The sequence below is a fragment of the Photobacterium kishitanii genome, from assembly GCF_003026355.1.
GTDB classification, from domain to species: Bacteria; Pseudomonadota; Gammaproteobacteria; order Enterobacterales; family Vibrionaceae; genus Photobacterium; species Photobacterium kishitanii.
Genome location: NZ_PYON01000001.1, coordinates 414,713 through 431,175, shown reverse-complemented (window position 1 = coordinate 431,175; position 16,463 = coordinate 414,713). Strand labels below are relative to the sequence as shown.

The window sequence follows — 16,463 nt, the reverse complement described above, 5'->3', positions numbered from 1 at the left end:
ACTCACCACGATATCTTATGCAAGAAAAATGTATAAAAAAAGCAATATGTTATATATTTGTTTATTTTTTAGTGGTTTGGCAGGTTATTTTACTTGGTTGCAACGTTTTTATTTAACAATAATTGAACTTTAAATACCCATTGGTCTTAGATGGTATAAAACTAGCTTAAATTACATATTTAACTGTTTTTATAAAATGATTATTTAGTCACTATGTCGTAATTTGGTATGTAAGCTGATTTATCATTGGATAGTGGTGATGTTATTGCTTTTGAAGTGAGGATTTATTTTATGATAAGGGATAGTTAAAGATGCGAGAGAGGAATAAGTTCACGTAATGGTGTATTTATACAAAAGAACAATCGGGGGTGGTTGATAAGAGGTATTGTGGAATAAAAAAAGCAGCCATTAAGGCTGCTTAAGAAGGGGTTTTTAGTAAAAATTAAGCGGTTGCCGTCACTGATTGTTGATGGCGTGCCTGTGTTACTAAAATGAAGCCGATGATAGCGATAAAACCGGTAATAAACATTGCTACCGTTACTGTTAATAAACCATATCCTGCAAAGGCTGATACTAAACCACTTGCGGCAAAACAGACCATGGTTTGCATAAAGTTCAATAAGCCAGCAGCGGTCGCACTACAATTTTTAAAATCAGATAACGCAGAGCTGATAACCAGTGGGTAAACGGCACCATTAGCAACAGCAAGAAAGCAAAATGGAATTAAAATTGGCCAGATGGTTGTTACTGTCATTGAGATTGAGATAACAAACATGATTAATACACTGCTAAAGAACAATGCCAAAATCCACGGCAGTAATTTTTTACTATCGAAATGATTCAATAATGAACGACAGCCATAACCACCAACAATAAAGGCAACAGTTTGCGGCGCATAACTCAAGCCAATATCAGTACCTGAATAGCCCATTGCTGACATTACAAATGGTGAACCCGTTAAATAAGCAAAGAATGCTGCTGAACATGCTGCAAAGATAAGCATGTTACCCCAGAATTTCTTTGAACTTAGGATCTGACCATAATCACTGCGCAGTTTTACGGTTAATTTTTGTTGTTGCTGATGCAGATTAGCGCTTTCTGGCTCTCTTAACGTCATGATAGCTAATACTGCACCAAAACCTACCAACGCGATAAAGATACTACGCCAGCCTAATTGATGCTCAAGCATCGCACCTAATAAAGGCGCTAAGGCTGGAGACAGTGCAACTAAAGGCATTATGGTTGCAAATACACGTTCAGAAACTTTACCGTCATAACGGTCAACCACAACGGCTTGCCAGATAACTGTCGCACTACATGCGCCTAATGCTTGCATAAAACGAGCAGCAAGGAATATTTCGATATTAGGTGCAAACGAACAAGCGATAGAAGCAAGGCTAAATAGCACCATGCCGCCAACAAGCACTTTAATACGTCCAATGCGATCAGATAGCGGACCATACACGACTTGGCCTAATGCCATACCGAGTAAAAACACACTGAGTGAAAGGCCGATAAGAGATTGGGTTGTTGCAAAGTCGGCACGAATCGTCTCAAAAGAAGGTAAATACATATCAGTGGCTAGAAAACCTAGCATACTTAAACATGCAAACCAGAACAGGGTAATTTTAGATGGTTGATTTTTCATTTTATGATTTTGGTCCATATTACAATTGCCGCTAGTGTAATACTGGTTTTAATGGCTGTGAAACGCTAAAATTTCAACCATGCTTTCAAAAAATTTGATTTGATATGTTTTCTTATAATGATCTACAAGTTATTGACGTTGTCGCCCGTCGTGGCAGCTTTTCAGGGGCTGCAGAAGAATTACACAAAGTGCCAAGTGCGATTAGTTATACCGTAAGATTGATAGAAGAGCGTTTAGCTGTCGAATTATTTGTTCGATTGCATCGGCAGGTTAAACTAACACCAGCAGGGGAGTATTTTGTCGAAGAATCCCGCAAATTAATTAAGCAAATGCAGTTAATGAAATACCAAACTCAGCGAGTTGCAAATGGTTGGTCACAAAATGTATCTGTCGCATTAGATACTGTTGTACGTCAAAGTCGCGTTAATACATTAGTACGCGACTTTTATCAGCATTTTCCTGATGTGGAATTACATTTAACCATGGAAGTGTTTAATGGAGTGTGGGATGCATTGGCTGATGGGCGGGCAGATATTGCGATAGGTGCGACAGCTGCGGTTCCTGTTGGTGGCAGTTTTGATTATCGCGATATGGGAACGTTAACTTGGAAATTTGTAATTGACCCACAGCATCCATTGGCTCAATCCGATCATCCATTAGAGCCGCATGAATTAGCTCAATATCCAGCGATTTGTTTAGAAGATACCTCACGAACACTACCCAAACGGATTACATGGTTGATGGATAATCAGCGCCGAATATTAGTACCTAATTGGCACAGTGCAATGCAGTGTTTAAAAGCAGGATTAGGCGTGAGTGTGGTACCGAGCCATATGGCTATTCCTTTAATTGAAACTGGGAAACTCATTGAAAAAGAGTTAGCGATTAAGCCGTCAGTGAGTCCCTGTTGTTTGGCATGGAATACTGAAACCATGAATCCTGCAGTGAGTTGGTTACTTGATTATTTAGGTGATAGCGAACAATTACATCGCCAATGGGTGCGTTGATTGATTGAGTTGTTATCAGAAGAGTGGTTGCTGGATGTATGAGCTTATTTTACATCCAGCATCTTTGAATTAATTTTTTAAAGTGTGGTAACCCGCCCAAATACGCGTAGTGGTGGTTATCCAACACAGAGAACCAAAAACCCAAGCGATAATGGCAAAGTATTGTGGTAAGAGACAAAACAGCACAAAACAGGCAATAGTTTCAGTACCTTCAGTTAGACCGCCAATGTAGTACAACGATTTTTGTTTATATACTGGGCTTTCTATATTGCGTTTACCTGCCATTATTGCAAATGCTAGGAAGCTTGAACCAGTACCGATAAAAGAGAAAATTAAAAAAGCGCCGGCAATAGCATTTTGACTCGGGTCAGCGAGTACAAACCCAAATGGAATTAAAGAATAAAACAAAAAATCCAACGTTATATCAAGAAACCCACCACAGTCAGTGATTCCTTGACGACGCGCTACAGCGCCATCTAAACCATCAAATAATCGGTTAAGAACAATAAAAAATAGGGCTAATCCATAATGTTCAAATGCTAAGGCAGGTAGTGCAAACAGACCAATAACAAAACCACTAAGGGTGATTTGATTGGCACTAATACCATAGTGATCAGGTAATGCCGCTAGTTTCGCTAAAGGTTGACGTATCAGAGTAATACTGTAACGGTCGAGCATGATATTTTCCGTATTATTATTTTTATTGCCAAGGCCAGTGTAAGACATTGCCATTTGTTGGAATGTCATCGTCGTCATGAGTCACCATTAATGCCGCGATATTGCGTTGTTTAATTTGGTCAAATACAAACTGACGAAACTCAGCCCGCAAGGTTTTATCCAATTTACTAAATGGTTCATCAAGTAATACTGCTTGCGGTTGTGATAATAATAATCGCATCATGCTAATTCTTGCTCGTTGTCCACCGGATATTTGGTGTGCTTGTTGGTGTTGTAAATTAAGTAAGCCTAGCTCGTCTAATGTTTGTAATGCCATCTTCTTGCGTTGCGCGCCTTTTATCTGTGGTGGTAAACCAAAGGCTAAATTCTGCCAAATATTCAAGTGAGGAAACAATAAATCATCTTGAAAAACGATTCCAATATGGCGCATATTAGGCGCAAGTGACATGATAGGTTGTTGATTTAGTTGAATATCACCTGTTACTGTGAAGTCAGTAGCCAAATGGCCAGCAATTGCACTGAGAATGGTTGATTTACCACTACCACTTGGACCCATTAGCGTCATTATTTGTCCATTTTTAACATCAAAACTGAGGGGGCCAATTAGGATATTATTGCTGTGATGGCGTAAGGTCAGTTGTGAAATAGACAACGTCATAAGATCACCTTTGTCGTTTGAGTATGTGATGTTTTGCGTCGAGCGAACACCATTGCAAGTGTAAAAAATACCAAGGGTAATAAACCTTGTAATAGCCCATAAATTGCACTAACGCGGCGATCTTGACCACTGGCGAGTGTAACGGCTTCCGTTGTTAGTGTCGGTACACGCCCAGCGCCAAGCATTTGTGTTGGTAGGTATTGTGCCAAACTTACACTGCATCCAACGGCAAACGCGAGTAGCAATACTGGTTTTAGTTGTGGAAATTTCACCCGCCACCATGTCTGCCAACCACTTAAGCCTAAACTGCGGGCTGTCTGATCCAATCGCTGATCATAGCTGCGCCATGGTCCATCTAAGGTTAGATAAATATAAGGGAAAACATACAACCAATGGCTCCAGCTTACCCATAGCCAAAAAGATTGCCCCGCAATAAAAGAGACGGCTATTTGCATTCCAAATAATAATGATAACTGTGGCGCAACCATGGGTATTGCAATCAGAATAGTTGGAATACCACGGTGGTATTTTTGGCGATATTCAAGACAAATGATCGTCATAATTAATGCACCAAGGCTACTGATTAGCGCTAAAGTAATACTGTTGCTGATGAGTTGCTGTAGTGGCTCAAGTTGTTGATACCAAAAACGCACACTATAGCGGCTGGGCAATAAATCAGGAAAACGCCACCGTAAGGCAAATGACCACAACGCTAAAATAGGCAGCATTATTAATGGCAGCAGTAATAAGCCATAGCTAAATAATGTTGCTATCGCTGAGGCTTTGCTAGTATTTCGTGAGCGTAATGTTAGCGTTTTAATTGCGCCGCTGTATTGCCATGCTGTTGAGTGTGATAACAACCACCATTCAATGCAGCGTAATAATCCAAAACAGAGCAGAACAATAATCAATAATAGTAATGCGCCAGCCGCAGCGCGTGGTAATTGGGTTAAGTCTGCGTCGGTGAACCATTGCCAAATTAACATTGATAACGTGCTTGGGTGGGTTGGGCCAATAATTAAAGCGATATCGACCACCGCAAGGCCATAACCAGCAACAGCAAAAATCGCTAACCGTAACTTCGGTAACCATAACGGTACAATCACCATACGCCATGTTTGCTGGTGGTCGTAGCCAAGGCTGACTGAAGCATTATAGAACTGTTTTATATTGAGCTGTTTAAGAATGCTCATGCTCATTAATAATAAAAAAGGTGTTTCTTTAATCGCTAATACAAGCAGTAGTCCTAAACCATAACGGTCATGGATCAGCGTTGGGTAAAAGGAATCCGCTAACCCTAGATGGTGCCAAATACGTGCCAGCCAACCAGTAGACGAAAACATTAACCCAAAGCCAAGCACAAAGGCAACATGAGGAAAGGCTAATAAAGGCGCAAGCAAACGTTCGATTTGTTGCCATTGGGTACTTAGCCAATAACGACGTAAAATTAAATAGCACCACCACAAAGCAAGCGTAGTGCTACCAAGCCCGGATAGTAGTGTTAAGCCAATAGAATGGCTAAGATCAGGCCATGTGGATAATTGTTGCCAGCCTAAAAATGATGGTTGGTGCATGTTTAATGCTGGTATCCATGCAAAAGCAGGTGCCAACATACCGATAAAGCCAATTATCAATGGGCTCGCGAATAGCAATAAAGTAGCAACAAAGATAATGACTAACATAGGCTCAAATAAATATCAGACAGGGAAGCTAACTTGCTATCATAATGCAAGTTAGCTTAATTTATAATAATTATAACAGCTAGTTACCGTATCTTTGTTGCCACTGCTGTTCAATTGCGGCTAGCCAAGTTGGATTAGGCTCTGCAATGGAAGGGTAGGGTTTAAAGTTTTGCTGGTTATAAGGTGCTGGTAATTTGGTAAAGGCTTGTGGGCTTAAAATGGTTGGATCGCCCCACAAACTGGTATCCGCTTTACGGGCTTGAGCCTCTGGACTTAACAGGAAATTAATCGCCACTAATGCACCAGCTTTAGCATTGGCGTTCCATGGAATAGCAAGGAAATGGATATTGGTTAACGCACCAGCACTGAATGCATAGGTTTTTGCTTTTTCGGTTAAATTACCGTTGGCAATGGCAGCCGCTGCAGCGTTAGGGTTGAACGTAATTGCCAACAATAATTGTTGATCATCAAGTAGTTGTATCGTTTCTGCAGTACCTGCTGGGAATTGCTTCCCTTGGTGCCATGCAACTTTGTGGAGTTGATCAAGGTAATGCCACAACGGTGCTGTAACACGATTAAACAGTGCTTGATCTTGAGGAAGTTGCAATGGCTGATACAAGGCTTGTTTATCCGTTGTAAGTTCTAACAGCGCCGCTTTTAAAAAGCTTGTGCCATGAAACTCTGGTGGTTTCGGATAACTGATTTTCCCTGGGTGTTGTTGCGCTAAGGCTAATAATGCCTTAAAACTTTTAGGTGGGTTGGATAATGTTTCAGGATCATAAATAAACACCAGTTGTCCCACGCCCCACGGTGCTTCTAGTCCTTGGGTTGGTTCTGAAAAATCTTTATCTATAGGCAGTGATTTATCAACATATTTCCAATTAGGTAATTGGTGAGTAAAAGGGCCGTACAGTAATCTATTGCGTTTCATTGAACGAAAGTTTTCACCATTGATCCAGACCATATCAACACTGCCGCCACTATTTTTCCCCGCTGTTTTTTCTGCTAATAAGCGTTGAGTCGTTTCGGCAATATCCGTTACTTTTACTTGTTTTAGAGTGACGCCATAACGCTGTTGTAATTGCGTGTTAGCCCATAGTAGATAATCATTAATTTCTTGGCTGCCACCCCAAGCATTAAAGTAAACTGTTTCACCTTTGGCTTGGGTGAGAGTTTGCTGCCATGTTGGCGTAATAGTGGCGTTTGTAGGGGTTTCGTTTGCATTCGCACTGAGGCTACTGATTAACAAAGCAGCCGTTAGTGTGAGTTTTTTTAAAGCTGGAAATGGTGTTATCACGATTGATATCCTTATTTGCGGTCGTATTAATTACGCATCCAGTGGTGATATTTTTTAACCCAAGCAAGCAGTTTTTGAGGTGCATGTGCTTGTTTCCATACACCAGCGGTGTACTTTGCCCCTTCGCTCATAGTGGGATATGGATGGATGGTACCTAAAATCTTATTTAGACCTAAATTGTGGCGCATTGCTAAGGTAAATTCGGCCAGTAAATCACCACCATGATGACCAACAATAGTAACACCTAGAATTTTATCACTGCCTTTAGGGGTTAAGACTTTAATAAAACCTTCGTCATAGCCATCAGCGATAGCACGATCTAAATCATCAAGTCCATAACGAGTGACTTCATAATCAATTCCTTGCGCTTGTGCTTCTTTTTCGTTAATACCGACACGGGCTAATTCTGGTGCAGTGTAAGTTACCGCAGGGATCACTGAATAATCGACTTTGAATTTCTTTAGCGCGCCAAAGAGACTATTTACAGCCGCATACCATGCTTGATGAGCTGCAACGTGTGTTAGTTGATAAGGGCCAGCAACATCACCTACAGCATAAATATTAGGGTATTGAGTTTGTAAATACTGATTAACGGCAACAGTACCACGTTCAGTTGTTGTAATACCAAGTTGTTCTAAGCCAAACCCTTGTACATTGGCTACTCGTCCTAACGCGAGCATTACTGCATCAAACTCAACCGTAATCAGTTGGTTATTATGTTCTAACACCGCAGATTGTGTGCGTTGTCCGTGTACATCAATAGTCGACTCAAAGCGTATTGCTTTATGCTGTAATAATAGTGTTACGCCATCGTGGGTGAGAGATTGTTCAATTAGCATTGCGGCGTCAGTATCTTCACGAATCAATAATTGTGGTGCCATTTCAACCATAGTGACCGCGGCACCTAAGCGACAAAAACTTTGGGCTAATTCACATCCAATCGGACCACCACCAAGAATCAATAATCGTTTAGGAAGTGCTTTAAGCTGCCAGATGGTATCAGAGGTTAAATAGTCGACGTCGTCTAAACCAGCAATAGCAGGAACAAGTGGCCGTGCGCCAGTAGCAATAACGATATTACGTGTAGTAATACGGCTGCCATTCACTTCAACCTCCCACGGAGACAAGATTTTTGCATCACCAGTTATGCAATTGACGCCAAGTTTGCTGTAACGCTCGATAGAATCATGGGGTTCAATTTTTTGAATAACATGTTGAATGCGCGCCATGACTTTAGAAAAATCAATACTGTTAATTTGAGCATCAATCCCAAGTCGTGCTGCATGATTAATATCAGCAGCGGTATGCGCCGCACGAATAAGTGCTTTAGACGGCACGCAACCGGTATTTAAACAATCACCACCCATTTTGTGACGTTCAATCAGTGTTACTTCAGCTTTTACTGCTGCGGCAATATAAGCACTGACTAAACCACCAGCACCGGCACCGATAACCACTAAGTTTTGATCAAAGTGGGTGGGTTGTTGCCATTGTTGATAGCGTTTTTTATTTTTCATGGTTTTCATTACCCATTTTACAATTAATGGGAAAAGTCCGAGTAAAAATAAAGACGTTAAAACGGGGGCAGAGATAATGCCACTCAGCGACTCTATTTTACCTAATTGGGTGCCTGCATTAATATAAACGGCTGTACCTGCTAACATACCTAATTGGCTAACCCAGAAAAACGTACGGGTTTTAATTGAAGTTAATCCCATTAAGAGATTGATGAGGAAAAAAGGAAAAACAGGTATTAAACGCAAGCTTAATAAATAGAAAGCCCCTTCTTTTTCTATGCCTTTATTCAGTGTCGCTAAGCGATGACCAAATTTTGATTGTACCCAATCACGTAATATAAAACGGCTTGATAGAAATGCTAACGTTGCACCAATGGTACTGGCAAACGACACTATAATCAGGCTGGTCCAAAAACCAAATAATGCAGCCCCTAATAAGGTTAATATAGATGCACCAGGAATAGAAAGAGCCGTCACCAATACGTATAAACTGAAAAAGCTGACGTAGGCAATCACTGGATTTTCGGTAATATGGTGCTGTAAGGCTAATTGCTCACGCTTGGCATATTCAAGGGTAAGAAAATGACTCAGGTCAAAATAGAACCAAGCACTAATAATCGTTGCGATGACAGCCAATAATAAAATTTTGTTATTTTTCATCTGAGCTCCCTAGCGGTTTTTTATTTGAGTCAGAAGAAGCTTGGGTTGTGTTTTTTTGAGCATTGCTGCTTGTTTGTGGCTGAATTGGTAATGAGCAAAACCCTTGCGCAGGTACATCAAGCGCAGTATTAAATTTAGCTGATAAATTTTGAAAACTCACTAATGCTGTAAGCTCTACAATATCATCACTACTATACCAAGCAGCGAGCGCCGTAAGCATTTCGTCACTGACATGTTGTCCAGTAATTGTCATTGCTTCTGTATAGGCTAATACGGCTTGTTCTTGTTCTGAAAAGTACTCAGAAGATTGCCAATTTGCCAATGCTTTTATTTTTTCTACTGAGTGACAGCGTTCTGCGAGTTTCATACCGTTAGCATCGACACAAAATGCGCAATTATTAAGCTGTGATACACGTACACACACTAATGATCGTATAACGGCATCAATCGGTGATTTTTTTCGGTCAAGATAACCAAAGAACAAAGCAACTAACCAGAAAAGAACAGGCTTACGTCCCCACAGTTTGGCGGGGTTGAGTACTTTGCCAAAATGGCGTGCTTGTAACCACAGTAAAGGTTTTACCCATAATGAAAATGTATTTTTGGTTAGTATACGCAAGGTATATCCTTATCAAATGAAAGTTACACAAACTCTTGAGTAGCAAGACCGAGAGAAGTGACATTGTATTTCATTTAATAAGAAAAATTTTGATTATTCGAGAAATTGCTTGAAATAACAACAGCAAAAAGAGTCTTTACCGTGTAGTTATGGCCGTAAATAGTACGAATGATATGAGAGAGTTGATGAATGATAAATAATCGTTGTTGAACGTTAAATATACGTTTGAAGTAAGTAATATAGAACTGACATTTAAAAAAATAAAAAATCACGTTTTATTATTACATTTAGATCGTTTATTAGTTTACGTATTTAAATAAATAGTATTGTGCAAATTTATTAATATTTATTTTAGGTGCTAATGCTTGCGGTCGAATACAAATGCAGTTATAGAATAAATTAAAGAGGCACAAGGCCTCTTTATTCTTAAGCGTCACTTAGCCAGTTGACGGATATATTTATTATAGTTTTGCTAGCAGTTCATTGCGTCTGCTTTCAGGTATTACTGACCAATGTTGGCCATGTATGGCACCTTCTAGTGCCCATAATAACTCTATACTTAAAGTCGTTTCTTGTGTTTTTTGTAACGCTTTATAAGCTTCGAGTGCACCAATATTATGTAACTGTTCAATAGTTTTAATACCTATTTTCTTGAGCATTCTTTCATTTGAAAGTCGTAAATTAGGTAAATCTTTAATTCTATCTGGAGTACAACATTCTTTGGCTTTTTTGTCTTCTTGTGCTGCTTTAAGTGAATATTTAGCTTGTTCTACTATTTTTTCAGGGTGTTCCCACCATTCATCAAGAATGGCGTAGTGTTTCGTTGTTACAGGGAAACCGCGTTTTTTATATATATAAGGTTCTAAACCTGCTTGTTTAAATTCCTCTTCTGTTTTTGAATTTGCTCGTAGATGGAGTTTATTATTAACCACGAGTGCGAACATTGCTTCGCCTGCGAAAATACCAAAGCCACCAAACATTGAGCGTGATTTTACATTACCTAAATGATCTAATAGTTTTAATGAGTTTTTTAATATTGCTTTGTCCATACTTCTACTCGATGAATAAATGAGTGTCAGCTAACATTAAAGTAGTAGTAAATTTACTTTATTATTAAAGCTATTTACATGAAAATTTAACTACTTTAAATCATCCATGCATTCCTCTATAAATAAAATAATCAGTATCGAAAGTTTATTTATAGCCTGTAAGTCTTTTGCTTACTATTATATGTATTTACACGAATCATTATATTCGATCTTTGAACAAGGTAAGTTTGAATATTAACGAAAGCTGGTGAATATGTGACATTGCTCGTATTTTTTGGTTGGAATGGTCGTTTTAAAAGCGGTGAGAATAGTAGTTATTATATAGAGTGAAAAAGCCAATATAAATATTGGCTTGATCAATAATTGACGGTATTAGCGTAAATCTTTTACAGATTTTCGTTCGACGATAGCCGGCGCCATTTCAAAAATTTGACGTTCGTGATCTTTATCTTTCATGCGCTCCATTAAAATCTTAATGGCTGTTTTACCTAAACGACGTTTTGGTTGATGGATAGTCGTTAGTGGTGGCGCAAAGTAAGGTGCTAGATCAATGTTGTCATAACCGATGATTGAAATATCACCAGGTACACGTAATCCTGCTTGTTCAAACGTACTAATAAGTGCCATTGCCATAATGTCATTAAAGCAAAAAATAGCCGTTGGGCGTTCGGTCATTGCAATATATTTCTCAGCGGCTTTTACTGCTGAATCACACTCAAAGTCACCTTCAAGGATCCAGTCTTCGTTAACCGCTAAGTTTGCTTCTGCCATTGCTTTATTAAAGCCTTTTAGGCGCTCACGACAAGTAGACTTGTCATTGTGGCCAGATAAGCAACCAATGAGAGTATGACCATGATCGATAAAGTATTTGGTCGCTATATAGCCACCTTGTTCTGCATTATCTTGAATTTTATCGGTATGTGGACTCTCTGGACCCCAATCCATAATCACCATTGGCAAGTCTTTTTGGCGCTCAAGAAGATCCAATAATTTTTGGTCAAGATCAGAACACATCACTAATAAACCATCGACACGTTTTTCTGCAAGCATGCGTAAGTAATCGCGTTGCTTCGAAAGGTTGCCTTCGGTATTACATAAAATTAGGGTGTAGCCTTCACGATAGCAATATTCTTCAACACCATGTACAACTTCAGCAAAAAAAGGGTTGGTTGACTTTGTTACTAGCATGCCAATAGTACGGGTGGTATTACATTTTAGACTACGCGCAACAGCACTTGGTGCATAGTTAAGGTCTTCAACTGCCGCAAGTACTTTTTTCTGTGTTGCTTCTGCTACAAAGCGCGTTTTATTGATCACGTGTGAAACTGTTGTGGTTGAAACCCCAGCCATACGTGCAACATCTTTAATGGTTGCCATATTTATTCTTCTAATAATGAGTGCTAGAGGCGTTTCTAGCTAATAGTGTGGTATCAAATTGAGTAATCACTGAGATTAATAAAATCCATCTTACTTATGTAAAGCATCTCGTTAATTATTCAATTTGACACCGATTCAGTGCCTATTACAGACTTTAATTGTATTCAACGCCAAAATCCGCATTTATTTTGCGGCTTTATAATTATTGCATATTTTTCAAGTGTAATCGCTTGCGTTCACATTTTACTGAGTGTTGAGCGTAGTGCAACGATTCTATTGTTTTGGATTAAATTATTTGATGCTATCAACAAAAAAACGTAAATTTCAGCAAATTTATCGTCGTGTTACTGAAATTTACTTGATGGATTCATTAATGATGCTGTTTTTTAACACGATGATAATAGGTAAGGGTAACCATGAATGGGGTGGGAGTGAACGGAAACTTGCCAGCCATAGACGGCATTAATCACTGCTGGATCTAATGCTTGCCACGGTGAGCCATCCGCTTGAATTTTTCCATGTTGAATAATTACCATTCTTTGAGCGTACTGCGCCGCTAAATTGAGATCATGTAATACCACGATCACCGCAGCACCTTGTGCAGCCATTGCCTGTGCGGCTTGCAGCGTTTTATGTTGATGGGCTAAATCCAGTGCCGAAGTCGGTTCATCTAACATTAAGATACACTTCTCATTAGCTTGGCTTAGTTGCGTTAATACTCTCGCGAAATGGATCCGCTGTTTTTCTCCGCCGGATAAGGTTGGATATAAGCGTTGAGCGAGATGAATAACATCAGTGTTGTGCATGGTTTGGGTGGTTATATGATCTATTTCCTGACGTGATAAGCAAAGAGGCATAGTGCCAAGCTCGACTACTTCTTTACATGTAAAAGCAAAAGAGAGTGAGCTATGTTGCGGTAATATGCCTAAATGGCGTGCCAGTTCTGCACGTTGCCACTCATTAATATCACGATCGAAAAATGCCACGTCACCGCTTTCAGGTGTCATTTCACCACATAATATTTTGAGAAGGGTACTTTTACCCGCTCCATTAGGGCCTAAAAGCGCAGTGACTTCACCCGCTTTAATATCAATACTGAAGTTATCTAATAATACTTTATCGGCTAATGTGAGCTGTAAGTTGCGTGCTGTAATCGCCGTCGAGTGTGAGAATGTCGCCGTCATGCGATTCTGCCTTTTTGCTTATTAAGTAGATAGATGAAAAATGGTGCGCCTAAAATAGCAGTAATAATACCCACTGGGAGTTCTTGTGGTGCAAAGGCACTACGAGCGATCATATCTGCGACGAGCAGTATTAAAGCGCCTAAAATAGCGGAAATTGGTAATAATGTTCTATGGTTTGGCCCTGAAATCATACGACCTAAATGAGGGATCACTAGCCCAATAAAGCCAATCGGGCCTGTAATCGCTACCGTGATCCCCACACCAGCGGCACACACAATAATTAAACTGCGCTTGAGGTGTTGAACATTAACGCCCATATGACGAGCTTCGGCTTCGCCCAATAAAAACGCATTGAGTGCATTGGCTTGGCGGTAACAATAATAATAAATCACGACCAGACTCATAAAAGCTAAGCCAATATTAGGCCAAGTTGCGCCTGCGAGAGATCCCATTGACCATAAAGAAAAATCACGTAGGGCTTGGTCATCCGCAATATAATTCAGTAATCCTAATCCTGCACCTGAAATTGCCCCAATCGCAACACCAGCCAGTAACATAACGACCACAGAGGTTCCGTTTTTATCAGTGCCAAGGTGATAGACCAAATAGGTACTGATGGCTCCGCCTAAAAAGGCAAAAAAGGGTACTGCGCCAATATTCATTAATAATGGGTATTGAGCCATCAATGGTGCAAATAAAATGATCGCAAAAGCAGCCCCCAGTCCTGCGCCACCAGAAATACCAATAATACCTGGATCGGCAAGAGGGTTACGAAATAGTCCTTGTAGGACCGCACCACAAATAGCCAATATTGCACCAATAGCAATGCATAATAGTGTCCGTGGTAAGCGTATCTGGTGAATCACTAAATCAACGTGGGCGGCGAGTTGGTGCTCGCCAGGTAATAGGGCAATAAAGCTGTCTTTATAGCTAATGTCCATTGGACCAATCGCAATTGAGCTTAGTAGTGCAAATAACAGCGATCCCATACTGATCGCGTAAATGACTGGCGGGGAAATACGAGTGACATTCATGATGACATTTATCTCAGATTACGACTGTGGGTAAAAAACGCGATTGAGGCGCATGGCTTCATTAATACTGTGAATACCTAAACCACCGATTAATGCGGTACCATCAATGACAGCAATAGCATTATTTTTTGCAGCAGGGGTTGCCGCTAACACCGGCATCTTTTTCACTAGCTGTGCCATGTTTTTAATCGATGCTGTAGTGCGACTACTCAATAAGATAATGTCGGGTTGCATCTGTAGAATAGCTTCAGTCGATACGGGTTTGTAATTTGACACTACAGTTGCTGCTGGGTTAATCGCACCCGCTAAAGTAATAATACTGTCTGCGGTGGTGTTTTTACCTGCGACACTGATTGGGCGACCATCGTGAATCATTAAGAACAACACTTTCTTGGGTTGTGTTTGGTGTAAGTTGTGTTGCTTAATATTGTCGACGGTGGTTGTGATTTGTTGCTTAAGCTGCTGCGCTTGTTGTTGATGCTGAGTTAAGGCTGCTACTTGATCGATGCGATGGAATAAATCATTGACGGTCTCACCACCATTAACAATATCAACCTCAATCCCTGATTGTTTTAGCAAGGTTAATGTCTTTGGTGGACCCATTTCATCTGAGCCAATGATTCTAGTTGGTGCTAACGCAATCAAACTCTCCGCTGAAAGTTGACGGTGATAGCCCACTTTAGGGAGCGCATCAGCAACCATTGTTTTACTGGTGACATCCACTGCTATCAATTGTTGCTTAGCACCTAAGGCATTAATAATCTCAGTAATTGCCGCGCCAGCACTAATGATGCGAGACGAGTCTGGAGTAGCTTGAGCATGTGCCATTGGTGACAATACGCTTGCAGCTGCCATTAAGAGGGTTGCTGTAAAGAGTACTTTTCGAGAAATTTGACGCCAAGAAGGTGTGATTAAAAAAGAGTTTTGACGGTCCATTATTGTTGATCTTCCATTAATAGTTGAGTGGCTTTAATGTCATTTTTTTGTAGGAAAGCTAATAGTTTGAGCATTTGTTCTACTGAGGCTTTTTTATCAGCACCAATAACAACGGGTTTATTTGGGTGCGTTTTTACTTCTGTTAACAACTGTTGATTAAAGCTATCCCAAGAGCTGATTGATTGGCCTTGTAATGCCCAATAAGGTTCATTCGCAACGAGATTTATCGTAATCGGATCGGCTTTGGTTGTTTGTAATATCTTGGTGGCGGTTTGTGGCAACTCCACATCTAACGCTTTAATTTTTACGGTCGCGGTAAGTAATAAAAACACCATCACAATAAAAATAATGTCTAATAACGGCGTTAAATCTGGGGTTAATTCATCACTATTTTGATGACTATCATTAATGCTTATCATGCTGAGGTACCGTTGTAAGCGGGATTTTCCTCGCAGGTATCACACGGTTTTACAGGCCCATTACCCGCATCAAGATTCATTCCTTCCAGCCATAAATTGCAGCGATTTAAACTGTGTTCAAGTTTTGCCATGATGCTATCTGCCCATAGCCCTAATAATTGTGAGCCAGTAATGGCTGGTAGCGCAATAATCAGTCCAGCAGCAGTAGTGCGCATCGCTAAACCTAGGCCATCAGCAAGATCACTGGGTGTAACTGAGCCAGTAGACAGCGCAATGCCTTTAAACATTTCAATTAAACCAAGTACGGTTCCAAGTAGGCCAAGTAAAGGACTAATGACACCAATTAAACTGAGTAATCGTAATCCTGAACGTAATTGCTGACGTTTCTGAAGCAACCAAATACCTGCGGCATCTTCTCGTAAAGGTTTTGTGAAATGGCGATGAGAGATCAGCATGGCAATGCCTTTACATAATAATGGTCGTTGGTGCTTGAGCTGTTCAGCTAATTGATCAAGCGCACGATCATCATGCCTATTCTGTTGTTCAAGTAATGCCGTGACCTTGGTTTTTCCAACGCCAGTACATAACAGTACCTGTATTAAACGCTCGACTAAAATCATGACCGTTAGTGCAGAGCAGGCGAGCAGTGGCCATGTCATAAGGCCAAATTGTTGAGTGAGGTTGTCAATAACAGTCAT

15 protein-coding genes are annotated in these 16,463 nt (G+C 40.2%); 1 reads left to right on the top strand and 14 read right to left on the bottom strand.

Going from position 1 to position 16,463, the window contains the following annotated elements:
• Window positions 1-442 precede the first annotated feature (442 nt).
• Window positions 443-1,648 carry a purine nucleoside transporter PunC gene (gene punC, locus C0W29_RS01940; protein ID WP_045041944.1) on the bottom strand — a complete coding sequence of 402 codons (1,206 nt, stop codon included), beginning with the start codon at window positions 1,646-1,648 and terminating at the stop codon, window positions 443-445.
• Between the two features lie 104 nt (window positions 1,649-1,752).
• Between punC and punR the strand changes: the two genes are divergently transcribed.
• Window positions 1,753-2,655, top strand: coding sequence for a DNA-binding transcriptional activator PunR (gene punR / locus C0W29_RS01935; protein ID WP_045044993.1), 903 nt, complete (start codon window positions 1,753-1,755; stop codon window positions 2,653-2,655).
• A 69-nt stretch (window positions 2,656-2,724) separates the two neighbouring features.
• Here the strand turns inward: punR and C0W29_RS01930 are convergent, their stop codons facing one another.
• From C0W29_RS01930 to C0W29_RS01870, 13 genes are all read right to left on the bottom strand, one after another.
• Complete coding sequence (locus tag C0W29_RS01930; RefSeq protein ID WP_036794256.1) at window positions 2,725-3,333, bottom strand: CDP-alcohol phosphatidyltransferase family protein; 609 nt, start codon at window positions 3,331-3,333, stop codon at window positions 2,725-2,727.
• A gap of 22 nt (window positions 3,334-3,355) precedes the next feature.
• Window positions 3,356-3,991 carry an ATP-binding cassette domain-containing protein gene (locus C0W29_RS01925; protein ID WP_045044994.1) on the bottom strand — a complete coding sequence of 212 codons (636 nt, stop codon included), beginning with the start codon at window positions 3,989-3,991 and terminating at the stop codon, window positions 3,356-3,358.
• Window positions 3,988-5,673, bottom strand: a complete 1,686-nt coding sequence (locus C0W29_RS01920) for an ABC transporter permease (RefSeq protein ID WP_045044995.1) — start codon at window positions 5,671-5,673, stop codon at window positions 3,988-3,990. The genes C0W29_RS01925 and C0W29_RS01920 overlap by 4 nt, the downstream gene beginning before the upstream one ends.
• Before the next feature lie 79 nt (window positions 5,674-5,752).
• Window positions 5,753-6,967 (bottom strand): ABC transporter substrate-binding protein, encoded by a 1,215-nt coding sequence (locus C0W29_RS01915; RefSeq protein ID WP_052671640.1) that lies wholly within the window; start codon window positions 6,965-6,967, stop codon window positions 5,753-5,755.
• A gap of 29 nt (window positions 6,968-6,996) precedes the next feature.
• Window positions 6,997-9,147 carry an FAD-dependent oxidoreductase gene (locus C0W29_RS01910; protein WP_045044996.1) on the bottom strand — a complete coding sequence of 717 codons (2,151 nt, stop codon included), beginning with the start codon at window positions 9,145-9,147 and terminating at the stop codon, window positions 6,997-6,999.
• On the bottom strand, window positions 9,137-9,766 hold the full coding sequence (locus C0W29_RS01905; protein ID WP_045044997.1) for a carboxymuconolactone decarboxylase family protein: 630 nt from the start codon (window positions 9,764-9,766) through the stop codon (window positions 9,137-9,139). Before C0W29_RS01905 ends, C0W29_RS01910 begins: the two co-directional genes overlap by 11 nt.
• A 461-nt stretch (window positions 9,767-10,227) precedes the next feature.
• Entirely contained in the window at window positions 10,228-10,815 is a 588-nt protein-coding gene (locus C0W29_RS01900) for a TfoX/Sxy family DNA transformation protein (protein ID WP_036794267.1), read from the bottom strand.
• Window positions 10,816-11,187: 372 nt separating this feature from the next.
• Window positions 11,188-12,192: an HTH-type transcriptional repressor PurR gene (gene purR / locus C0W29_RS01895; protein WP_036794269.1), complete on the bottom strand. Its 1,005-nt coding sequence runs from the start codon at window positions 12,190-12,192 to the stop codon at window positions 11,188-11,190.
• Between the two features lie 386 nt (window positions 12,193-12,578).
• On the bottom strand, window positions 12,579-13,376 hold the full coding sequence (locus C0W29_RS01890; protein ID WP_045044998.1) for a heme ABC transporter ATP-binding protein: 798 nt from the start codon (window positions 13,374-13,376) through the stop codon (window positions 12,579-12,581).
• On the bottom strand, window positions 13,373-14,410 hold the full coding sequence (locus C0W29_RS01885; RefSeq protein WP_045041861.1) for a FecCD family ABC transporter permease: 1,038 nt from the start codon (window positions 14,408-14,410) through the stop codon (window positions 13,373-13,375). The genes C0W29_RS01890 and C0W29_RS01885 overlap by 4 nt, the downstream gene beginning before the upstream one ends.
• Window positions 14,411-14,428: 18 nt before the next feature.
• Window positions 14,429-15,346, bottom strand: coding sequence for a heme/hemin ABC transporter substrate-binding protein (locus C0W29_RS01880; protein ID WP_373455692.1), 918 nt, complete (start codon window positions 15,344-15,346; stop codon window positions 14,429-14,431).
• Window positions 15,346-15,765: an ExbD/TolR family protein gene (locus tag C0W29_RS01875; RefSeq protein ID WP_045044999.1), complete on the bottom strand. Its 420-nt coding sequence runs from the start codon at window positions 15,763-15,765 to the stop codon at window positions 15,346-15,348. Before C0W29_RS01875 ends, C0W29_RS01880 begins: the two co-directional genes overlap by 1 nt.
• A complete protein-coding gene (locus tag C0W29_RS01870) occupies window positions 15,762-16,463 on the bottom strand; it encodes a MotA/TolQ/ExbB proton channel family protein (protein WP_036794278.1) in 702 nt (233 codons plus the stop codon). The genes C0W29_RS01875 and C0W29_RS01870 overlap by 4 nt, the downstream gene beginning before the upstream one ends.